At 68.6% G+C, this 8,850-nt stretch carries 10 protein-coding genes; 4 read left to right on the forward strand and 6 right to left on the reverse strand.

What is annotated here, in order from left to right; all coding sequences use genetic code 11:
- Positions 1 to 28: 28 nt before the first annotated feature.
- Positions 29 to 685 carry an HTH-type transcriptional repressor FabR gene (gene fabR / locus A9K58_RS17660; protein ID WP_005409961.1) on the reverse strand — a complete coding sequence of 219 codons (657 nt, stop codon included), beginning with the start codon at positions 683 to 685 and terminating at the stop codon, positions 29 to 31.
- Between the two features lie 92 nt (positions 686 to 777).
- Here fabR and A9K58_RS17665 point away from each other — a divergent pair, with 92 nt between their 5' ends.
- Positions 778 to 1,848 (forward strand): ferredoxin reductase, encoded by a 1,071-nt coding sequence (locus A9K58_RS17665; protein WP_065200582.1) that lies wholly within the window; start codon positions 778 to 780, stop codon positions 1,846 to 1,848.
- A gap of 11 nt (positions 1,849 to 1,859) precedes the next feature.
- Positions 1,860 to 3,008, forward strand: coding sequence for a fatty acid desaturase family protein (locus tag A9K58_RS17670; RefSeq protein WP_065200583.1), 1,149 nt, complete (start codon positions 1,860 to 1,862; stop codon positions 3,006 to 3,008).
- 5 nt (positions 3,009 to 3,013) lie between these two features.
- Here A9K58_RS17670 and A9K58_RS17675 read toward each other — a convergent pair whose 3' ends face one another.
- The 5 genes from A9K58_RS17675 to A9K58_RS17695 all read right to left on the reverse strand — a co-directional run bounded on the left by A9K58_RS17675 (position 3,014) and on the right by A9K58_RS17695 (position 7,229).
- Positions 3,014 to 3,349, reverse strand: a complete 336-nt coding sequence (locus A9K58_RS17675) for a tetratricopeptide repeat protein (RefSeq protein WP_065200584.1) — start codon at positions 3,347 to 3,349, stop codon at positions 3,014 to 3,016.
- Positions 3,346 to 3,924, reverse strand: coding sequence for a flavin reductase family protein (locus A9K58_RS17680; RefSeq protein ID WP_065200585.1), 579 nt, complete (start codon positions 3,922 to 3,924; stop codon positions 3,346 to 3,348). Before A9K58_RS17680 ends, A9K58_RS17675 begins: the two co-directional genes overlap by 4 nt.
- Positions 3,921 to 4,550 carry a superoxide dismutase gene (locus tag A9K58_RS17685; RefSeq protein ID WP_065200586.1) on the reverse strand — a complete coding sequence of 210 codons (630 nt, stop codon included), beginning with the start codon at positions 4,548 to 4,550 and terminating at the stop codon, positions 3,921 to 3,923. Before A9K58_RS17685 ends, A9K58_RS17680 begins: the two co-directional genes overlap by 4 nt.
- A 584-nt stretch (positions 4,551 to 5,134) precedes the next feature.
- Complete coding sequence (locus A9K58_RS17690; protein WP_065200636.1) at positions 5,135 to 6,655, reverse strand: thioredoxin family protein; 1,521 nt, start codon at positions 6,653 to 6,655, stop codon at positions 5,135 to 5,137.
- Positions 6,656 to 6,779: 124 nt separating this feature from the next.
- Complete coding sequence (locus tag A9K58_RS17695) at positions 6,780 to 7,229, reverse strand: GNAT family N-acetyltransferase (protein WP_065200587.1); 450 nt, start codon at positions 7,227 to 7,229, stop codon at positions 6,780 to 6,782.
- Positions 7,230 to 7,295: 66 nt separating this feature from the next.
- On the opposite strand from A9K58_RS17695, the gene A9K58_RS17700 reads away from it, so the two are divergent.
- Positions 7,296 to 8,231, forward strand: a complete 936-nt coding sequence (locus tag A9K58_RS17700; protein ID WP_065200588.1) for a TIGR03571 family LLM class oxidoreductase — start codon at positions 7,296 to 7,298, stop codon at positions 8,229 to 8,231.
- Between the two features lie 176 nt (positions 8,232 to 8,407).
- Complete coding sequence (locus A9K58_RS17705; protein ID WP_065200637.1) at positions 8,408 to 8,719, forward strand: DUF3817 domain-containing protein; 312 nt, start codon at positions 8,408 to 8,410, stop codon at positions 8,717 to 8,719.
- Positions 8,720 to 8,850: the final 131 nt, after the last annotated feature.

Genomic DNA, 8,850 nt, shown 5'->3' on the forward strand with positions numbered 1-8,850 from the left:
ATACGGATCCGACCCCGGGGGCCGATCGTCAGCCGCGGCGGAATGCGGCGGGGGTGCGGGCGCCGACGATGATCATGCGGATCATCGTGGAGATCTGTTCGACCAGTTCCGGGTCCTTCTCCGGTGGCAGGTCCATGGCGGTGGCGCCCATCGCGAACACCAGCCGGGTGATGGCCTTGGCCACCAGCTCCGGGGCATGCAGCACGGCACCATCCAGCGCGGCAAGGCGCACCAGGTCGTGCTGCAGCTCTTCCTCGAAATAGTGCAGCTCGCGCTCGACCGCGTGCTTGAAGTCGTCCGAGCCCACCGCGCCTTCGCGCAACAGTACGTGCAGCAGCTTGTCGTCGGCGCGCAACTGCTCCATGAAGGTCTCCACCGAGACCCGTACCACGCTGGTGGCGGTGGAGGTGGCGCGCTGGCGGGCCTCGCCGATGATGGTGCGCAGCGAGCGGCCGGCGGCGTCGATCAGCGCTACGGCCAGTTCGTCCATGTCGCGGAACTGCCGGTAGAAGCTGTTCGGTGCGATGCCGGCCTCACGTGCCACTTCGCGCAGGCTGAGTGTGGACAGGCTGCGGTGCGGGCCGATCAGCTTCAGTGCGGCGGCCAGCAGATCCTCGCGGCTCACCGTACGGCGGGCCGGGCTGTTGGCGTCTTCAGGCGTCGACAAGGCGGTGGCGGCGGCCATGGGGGTTCCGGTGGGGCGAGGCTGAATCATACCCAATCCGGTTCAATATACACATGTATACACAGGTGTGTGTGCGCCCGTATAGTGCGTCCATGAGCGCTGTCGTCCGTCCATCCCTGTTCTCTCCGCATCGCTGGATCTCGCCGTCGCTGTTCGATTTCTGGGCGGGCCAGCTCAATCCCCTGTGGACCCTGCGCGAGCCGATGGCCCGCCTGGTCCGGCGCGAGCCGGCCGGCGTGGGCGCGGCAACCCTGGTCCTGCGCACCAACCGGCACTGGGCCGGCATGCGCGCCGGCCAGCACGTCACCCTGGGCGTGGAGATCGAGGGTCGCGTGTGGCAGCGCAGCTACAGCCCGACCGCATTGGGCCCGCGCGAACTGGCGATTACCGTCAAGGCGGTCGAGGGCGGTCGGGTCAGCCAGCATCTGGTCAACAATGCGCAGCCGGGCGATCTGTTCCGCCTCGATGCGGCGTTCGGCGAGTTCCAGTTGCCGGCGGCGGCACCGGTGCTGCTGCTGGCCGCCGGCAGCGGCATCACGCCGATGCGCAGCCTGTTGCGCGAGGCCTGCCAGCGACCACTGGCGGCGCCGGTTGACCTGTTCTATTGGGAGCGCACCGCGGCCCATCTGCAGTTCGGTGATGAACTGCAGGCGCTGGCCGCAGCACACCCGAACCTGCGCGTGCACCTGCTGACCACCCGCGAGGGTGAGGTGCCGGCCGCACGCATCGATACCCACGATCTGCAGGTGGCCGGCGATGACACGCCGCTGGCGCAGCGCCACGTACTGGCCTGTGGCCCGGATGGATTCGTTGCCGCCGCCCGCGAGCGCCTGGCGCACCAGGTGGCCGGCTTCCAGGCCGAAGCCTTCACCCCACCTGCGCCGTTGCGTGATGCCAGCGCCGAAGGCGAAGTGTCGCTGACCCTGGCGCGCAGTGGCCGCCAGCTGAGCGTGCCGCGCGGCCGTTCGCTGCTGGAAAGCCTGGAAGCGCATGGCATCAAGCCCAGGCATGGCTGCCGCATGGGCATCTGCAACACCTGCACCTGCGACCGCGTCAGTGGCGCCACTCGTCACCTGCGCACCGGCGACCTGCAGTCCGAAGCGGCGCAGCCGGTGCGGATCTGCGTGAGCGCACCGACCACCGACCTGACCCTGGATCTCTGAGGACGCCTGCCATGACCCGCGCTACCGACCGTGCCCTGAGTACCGCCGAGATGCATGCCTTCGGCGAGGAACTCGACGCGATCCGCGACCGTGTGATCGGCAGCCTCGGCGCCTCCGATACCCGCTACATCCGCCGTGTAGCGGCCGCCGTGCGCTGGTTCGGCGTGGGTGGCCGTGGCCTGCTGTTCCTGGCCGCGTTCGCGCCGCTGTTCTGGATGCCGCTGCTGTGGCCGGCCGCGATCGCGGGCACGCTGCTGCTGGCGTTGTCGAAGATCCTGGAGAACATGGAGCTGGGCCACAACGTCATGCACGGCCAGTTCGACTGGACCGGCGACCCCAAGCTCAATGGCAACACGTACGAGTGGGACATCGTTGCGACCGCCGACAACTGGCGCAAGACCCATAACTTCCGCCACCACACCTACACCAATGTGCGGGGCATGGACGATGACATCGGCTACGGCCTGCTGCGCATCTTCCCGGAGCAGCGCTGGAAGCCGTTCTACCTGCTGCAGCCGATCATCGCGCCGATCTTCGCGCTGCTGTTCCAGTGGGGCGTGGCCGCGCAGGACCTGCGCCTGGGTCGTTGGCTGAAGGGCCGCATGAGCAGCCGTGCGATGTGGCTGCAGACCCGTCCGGTGGCGCGCAAGATGCTGCGCCAGGTGCTGAAGGACTACGTGTTCTTCCCGTTGCTGGCCGGTCCGTTCTTCCTCACCGTGATGCTGGGCAACCTGGTGGCCAACGGCCTGCGCAACATCTGGACCTACGTCATCATCTTCTGCGGGCATTTCACCGCCGAATCGGAGACCTTCCCGAAGGAATGCCTGCGCAACGAGTCACGCGGCCATTGGTACCTGCGTCAGCTGCGCGGTTCGTCCAACATCAGCGGCGGCTTCCTCATCAACGTGCTGTCGGGCAACCTGAGCCACCAGATCGAGCACCACTTCTACCCGGACCTGCCGGCCAACCGCTATGCGGCCATCGCCAAGGAAGTGAAGGAGATCTGCCGGCGCTACGGCCAGCATTACAACAACGGCTCGCTGCCGAAGCAGTTCGGCCAGGTGGTCTGGCGCATCCTGCGCCACGCTTTCCCGAGCAAGCCGCGCCGCCTGCCGATGCCGGACATCATGTCCGCACCGGCATCGGCCAACGCGGGCTGATCGGCTCAGCCCACCTTGGGCAGGGCCGCCTGTTCGCGGTCCAGGCGGCGCAGGAAGACCTGCATTTCCCTGCGTGCCTGCTGGTCGCCCCTGCTGCCGGCCACGCTCAGCCCGCGCTGCCACGCCTCGCGTGCCGCCTGTGGCTGGCCGCTGGCCAGCCACGCCTTGCCCAGCAGCTTCCAGGCCGCCGAATAGTGCGGGTCAAGTACCACGCAGCGGCCCAGGTGGGTCGCCGCGCGCACCGGGTTGCCGGCATCCAGCCAAGCCTTGCCCAGGCCGAAGCGCAGCAGTGCGCCATCCTTGCCAGTGGCAAGCATCCGTTCCAGCGCCTCGACCCTCATCGGGTGACCTCTGCCAGCCGTTGCGCCGGCCCCGCCTGGAAGCAGCCGCGATGGAACAGCAGCGGTGCCCCGCCGTTCTCGTTGGCCTGGATGATGCGGCCGGCCAGCAGCAGGTGATCGCCGACGGGCCACTGCGCGTGACGGGTGCAGGTGAGATGGACCACCGCGCCGGCGATGCGTGGTGGCGCATCGTCGTCGTCATCCAGCAGTGCAAGGCCGTCGAAGCGGTTGCGTACCTGCGGATCGGCAAAGCGCCGCGCCAGTGCTTCCTGGTCGGCCGCCAGCACGCTGATCGCAAAGCGGGTGGCGCGCTGGAAGGTGGACAGGCTCTGCGCGTGCAACGCCAGGTTCCACAGCACCAGCGGCGGTTGCAGCGAGACCGGCACGAACGAATTGATGGTCAGGCCGACCGGTTTGCGCTGCGCATCGCGGGCGCAGACGATGCCCACCCCGGTGGGGAAGTGACCGAGCAGCCGCCGCAGGGCACGCGGCGGCATCTCGACCGACGGTACCGGCGCCGGAGCGGGGAACACGCCCGCCCAGGGCCCCGCGTACGGCAATGTCCCGCCGCTCATGAGGCCAGGGCCTGGCGGTAGCGCCGGCCGACCTCGGCCCAGTTGATGATGTTGAAGAACGCACCGATGTAGTCCGGGCGGCGGTTCTGGTAGTGCAGGTAGTAGGCGTGTTCCCAGACATCCAGCGCCAGGATCGGGGTGTTGCCGGACAGGCCGACGGTCGCGCCCATCAGCGGGCTGTCCTGGTTGGCGCTGCTTTCGACCTGCAGGCGGCCATCGCGATCGCGGGTCAACCAGGCCCAGCCGCTGCCGAAGCGGGTCTGCGCGGCTCTGGTGAACGCGTCCCTGAAGGCATCGAAGCCCCCCAGGTCCCGGTCGATGGCCGCCGCCAGTTCGTCATCGGGCGTACCGCCGCTGGGGCTGAGTACGGTCCAGAACAGGCTGTGGTTGGCGTGGCCGCCGCCGTTGTTGCGGACCGCGCCGCGATGCGCCTCGGGCACCGCATCGAGATTGGCGATCAGCACCTCGACGGGCCGCTCGGCCAGGCCGGCCTGCTCGACGGCAGCATTGAGATTGCTGACGTAGGCCTGGTGGTGCTTGCTGTGGTGAATCTCCATCGTGCGCGCATCGAAATGCGGCTCGAGGGCGTCATAGGCATAGGGGAGCGGGGGAAGCGAGTACGGCATCGAAGCAATCTCCATGGGGAAGGCCAGGGGCTGGCCGTGGGGAGACTGTTATCGCACCTCAACATTGATTGAGGTCAAGGGGCGGGATTGAAATGCGTGCGCGTTCGTCGCCTTGATTCTTCCTGGCAGGCAGGGGCTGATGGGTCAGCGCAGGACACGCCGTGAACCCATCCATGGGGGCTCGACGGCGCCATCCGTGGCGCCAACGGTCCTGCGCTGACCCATCAGCCCCTGCAGGACGGCTCCCTGCGCTGGCGCGGAGACGGAGTCAAAGGCAGGAGCAGGAGCGACGTGGTAGTGCCGGCCGCTGGCCGGCAATCAGCGAAGGTCGGGTTGCCGGCCAGCGGCCGGCACTACCAGAACCCGCCTTTCGAGCCTCGCCGGCGCGCTGTTGCGCTGCCCGCGCTCGCAGGAAACTGTCAGGAGGGGGCGGGGGCCGCTGGACAGGACCGTTGGCGCCAAGAATGGCGCCATCGAGCACCATGGAGGGGCTTTTGCGGGTCCTGGCCAGCGGCCCCCGCCCCCTCCCACACGGATCAACAAAAGCGCCGGCAGGCGAACCAGCCGCCAGCGCCTTCATCAACTCAACTCAACCAATCCCTGCACCCGCTGTCGGCCTGCTCCCCGCACGCCTGCTGCATCCGCTGCTGCAGCCGCGCCAGCGTCTGCGCGCCCTGGTGCTTGCCGCTCCACGTCTTCAACTGCCCGGCCAGGCGCTCGAAGCGCTGGCGGGTACGCTGGTGGTAGCCGGACGGCTGTGCCTCCAGTTCGGCAATCAGCGAGGCGGTTGCCTGCTCGATGCGTGGTGCGTCGTCCGGCGCCAGCTTCAGCAGGCCCTCTACGTAGAGGACGCCCCACTGCACGCGGGTGGCCGGGCCCTGGGCACCGTCGTAGGCACGCTTCAGCCACTCCAGCGCACCAGCGGTGTCGCCGCGCTGTTCGGCCAGGTCGGCCAGTTCGGGCATGTAGTAGTACGGCTGCTCGCTGCGCTTCAGCTCGGCCAGCAACAGCGCCTCCGCGCCGGCGTCGTCGCCGACCTCGCGCAATGCGTAGGCCGCGCTGCTGATCGTGGCCTGGCGCGCATGCGCATCGGTGGCGGCGGCATCGGCAGCGGCGGCGCGCTGCTTGACCCGGTCCACCAACGCCGTCGGCAATGCACCCTTCGGCTGCTGCTGCCGGGCCAGCGCGACTTCGGTCAGCGCACGCGACAGCGCGTCATCGGCGCGATTGCCGCGCTCGGCACCGGCGCGTTCCAGTGCGACCAGCAACTGCTGCCCCAGCGTGTTGCTGGTGGCCGGGCCGGCACTGGCCTGCTTGACCAGGCTGGCACCCGCGTAGCCCAGCAGTTCCCGGTTGCGGCGCACTTCCGCAGGGTGCGCCAGCACCGCCTGCAGGAGTTCGCGCACTTCGGTGGGCGAGGCTTCTGGCGTGTCGGCGGTGGCCAGGGCCAGCAGCGCGAAACGGCGTTGCAGAGCGGCGTCGGGGGCGGCCCTGGACAGCTGGCCCAGCACGTCCTGGCTCTTGCGTTCGCCGGCCAGGCGGTTGGCGTCGACCTCCCAGCCGTAGTCGCCCAGCACCTGCCAATCCTCGGCGGCCAGTGTGTCCGGCGTAGCCAGTGCGGTGGCCAGGGTGGCCGCGACCGCGCTACGGCGGCCGGCGGCCACGGTCAATGCGCGGGTCAGTTCGGCGGCATCGTTGCCGCCGGCCACGCGGGTGATTTCGTTGCGTTGTGGGTCCAGCACGATCAGGGTCGGGTAGCCCCGCACGCCGAAGCGCTCGCCCCAGGCCTGCGCACCTTCCTCGTCGCCATCCAGGTAGACCGGAACGAACTTGCCGGTCAGCGCGATGAAGGCGGGATCCTTGAACAGGCCGGCCTTGAGCTGGTTGCACGGTGGGCACCAGACCGCGCCCCAGTACAGCAGCACCGGCTTGCCGCTGTCGGCGGCCTCGGCGAAGGCATCATCGACGTCGCCCTGGCGCCAGGCGATGCCCTTGGCCGGTGCGGATGCCCCGGCCGAACTGGCGGTGGCGACGGGGGCCGGGGTGCAGGCGCTCAGCGCCGAAGCCAGCAGCAACACGGAAAGCGCGACGCGCATCGGCAGCATCTCGAAGGGCAGGATGACAGGCCATTGTAGGAACGGCCGGGGAAGGCGCTGATTCAGTTTGCTCATGACGGGCGTGCTGCAGGGCATGACGCCGCCGGTGCCGGGCCATGCGCGGCGAATGCCTTCAGGCCGCTCCCCGCACCATCTGCTGGTACACCAGTCCGTTGAACTCGCCGACGTCGCCATCCAGCACGAACCCATAGCGAAGATAGGTGGGCACTGCATTGAGCGAAGCGCGCACGGTCATCTGCGGCGCGCGCAGATGCGGCAGCACGGCTTCGAACAGGGCATGGCCGATGCCCTGGCCCTGGCAGGCGGGATCGACGAACAGCATCGCCAGGTGGCGTCCTTCCTTCAGTTCGATTACGCCGACGATGCGGTCTTCCTGCTCGGCCGCCAGGATATGGCTGTCGCCCTGCAGGCGCGCGCCGAACGCATCGGCTGCAGCGACACGGCTGAAGGTGGCGACGCCGGCCGCGCTGAGCGAAGGCGCGACTGCCGCATCGAACGCAGCCAGGCAGACCGCGCTGATCGCGGGCAGGTCATCGACGTGGGCAGGGCGGATCCTCGGCATGCCGTGTTCTTCCTGCGGTGGGCGGCGCGTCATTGTGGCCGGCTAGCTGCACGCTAAGCTGCCGGCATGAGTGAATTCAATCCTGCCTACGCATCGCTGTTCCCCCAGCACGGGCTGAGCCTGGGCTTGATGACGCCGGTGGCGGCGCGGGGCCTGGCTGATCCAGGTGAGGCGCGGCGCATCGCGCGGCTGGCCGATGACCTCGGTTTCGCCGCCTTGTGGACGCGCGATGTGCCGCTGATGGTGCCGCAGGGCCCTGACGCGACGGTGAGTGCACTGGATGATCCCTTGCTGTGGCTGGGCATGCTGGCCGCAGCGACAGAACGCATCGTCGTCGGCAGCGCAGCCATCGTGTTGCCGCTGCGGCATCCGTTGCAGGTAGCGAAGTCGGCCCTGAGCCTCGACCGGATCAGCGATGGGCGCTTCGTTCTGGGCGTGGGCTCGGGTGACCGCCCGGAGGAGTTCGCCGCGTTCGGCGAAGACCTGGAGGGCAGGGCGGTGACTTTCCGCGAGCGCTGGTCGCTGCTGCGCGCGGCGCTGTCACCGGAGGCTGAGGAGCGGGCCGCCGTACTGCAGGCAACCGGTGGCTTCGACGTGCTGCCGTCGCCGTCCGCGCGCATTCCGATGCTGGTGGTGGGTACCGCACGGCAGAGCCTGCAGTGGATCGCGCGGGAGGCCGAAGGCTGGGCCACCTATCATCGCGAGGAGGCCGCGCAGGAAGGGCGCATCGGCCTGTGGCAGCAGGCGCAGGTGCAGCGTGGGGGGGCAGGCAAGCCATTCGTGCAGTCGATGCTGCTGGATCTGCAGGCGGATCCGCTGGCGCCAGCCGAGCCGCTGCCGCTGGGCCTGAAGGTCGGCCGTGATGGCCTGCGTGACTACCTGCTGCGCGTACATGCGCAGGGCGTGGCGCACGTGATGTTCAATCTGGTCGACAACGGGCGGCCGATGGACGTGGTGCTGCGTGAGATCGGGGAGCAGGTTCTGCCGCATGTGCTCGGGTAGGTGTCCACCTGGGTGGACACGCTCTCGTCGCTGCGCCTGCTGAACTGCTGATTGTTCCCTTCAGTGGCGGAGGCAGAAGCAGTCGAGCACGGCTCGACTCTACATGCAGCGTGCATCTGCGTATCATTCGCATTTGATACCCCGATGCTGGAGCCGCCGTGACCGAACCTACCCCCGTGCACCCGACCGGACGCCTGTTTGCTACGGTCGCTTTCATCGAGGCCTTGACCTGGGCCGGGCTGCTTATCGGCATGTGGATGAAATATGGCCCGATGGCCAACGTGGCGCTGGTGAAGCTGTTCGGGCCGCTGCACGGCGTGGCCTTCCTGGTCTATGTGGGGGTGGCGCTGTTTGCGGCGATGCGCCTGCGCTGGCCGTGGTGGGCCAGTGCGCTGGCGCTGCTGGCGGCGATCCCGCCGCTGCTGACGCTGCCGCTGGAGGGGTGGTTCAAGCGTCGTGGCCTGTTGGGCCTGCGTGCAATGCGCTGAGCTGACTGTTGCATGCCCATTCAAGAGAATGGGTATCAAATGCAAATACGAGCCGTTATCATTTAAGGGTGGCGTCCGGTCCTGGCCCGGATCGGACGCCGCGCGGGGTGCAGGTGCGCCCGGCGATCCCT

The organism is Stenotrophomonas maltophilia (assembly GCF_001676385.1).
GTDB classification, from domain to species: domain Bacteria; phylum Pseudomonadota; class Gammaproteobacteria; order Xanthomonadales; family Xanthomonadaceae; genus Stenotrophomonas; species Stenotrophomonas maltophilia_J.

Bases quoted from the DNA above. Each gene is read 5' to 3' on its own strand.
- A9K58_RS17665 (WP_065200582.1), top strand. From the start codon at position 778: ATGAGCGCTGTCGTCCGTCCATCCCTGTTCTCTCCGCATCGCTGGATC.
- A9K58_RS17700 (WP_065200588.1), top strand. From the start codon at position 7,296: ATGAGTGAATTCAATCCTGCCTACGCATCGCTGTTCCCCCAGCACGGG.
- A9K58_RS17695 (WP_065200587.1), bottom strand. From the start codon at position 7,229: ATGCCGAGGATCCGCCCTGCCCACGTCGATGACCTGCCCGCGATCAGC.
- fabR (WP_005409961.1), bottom strand. From the start codon at position 685: ATGGCCGCCGCCACCGCCTTGTCGACGCCTGAAGACGCCAACAGCCCG.
- A9K58_RS17680 (WP_065200585.1), bottom strand. From the start codon at position 3,924: ATGAGCGGCGGGACATTGCCGTACGCGGGGCCCTGGGCGGGCGTGTTC.
- A9K58_RS17685 (WP_065200586.1), bottom strand. From the start codon at position 4,550: ATGCCGTACTCGCTTCCCCCGCTCCCCTATGCCTATGACGCCCTCGAG.
- A9K58_RS17670 (WP_065200583.1), top strand. From the start codon at position 1,860: ATGACCCGCGCTACCGACCGTGCCCTGAGTACCGCCGAGATGCATGCC.
- A9K58_RS17690 (WP_065200636.1), bottom strand. From the start codon at position 6,655: ATGCTGCCGATGCGCGTCGCGCTTTCCGTGTTGCTGCTGGCTTCGGCG.
- A9K58_RS17675 (WP_065200584.1), bottom strand. From the start codon at position 3,349: ATGAGGGTCGAGGCGCTGGAACGGATGCTTGCCACTGGCAAGGATGGC.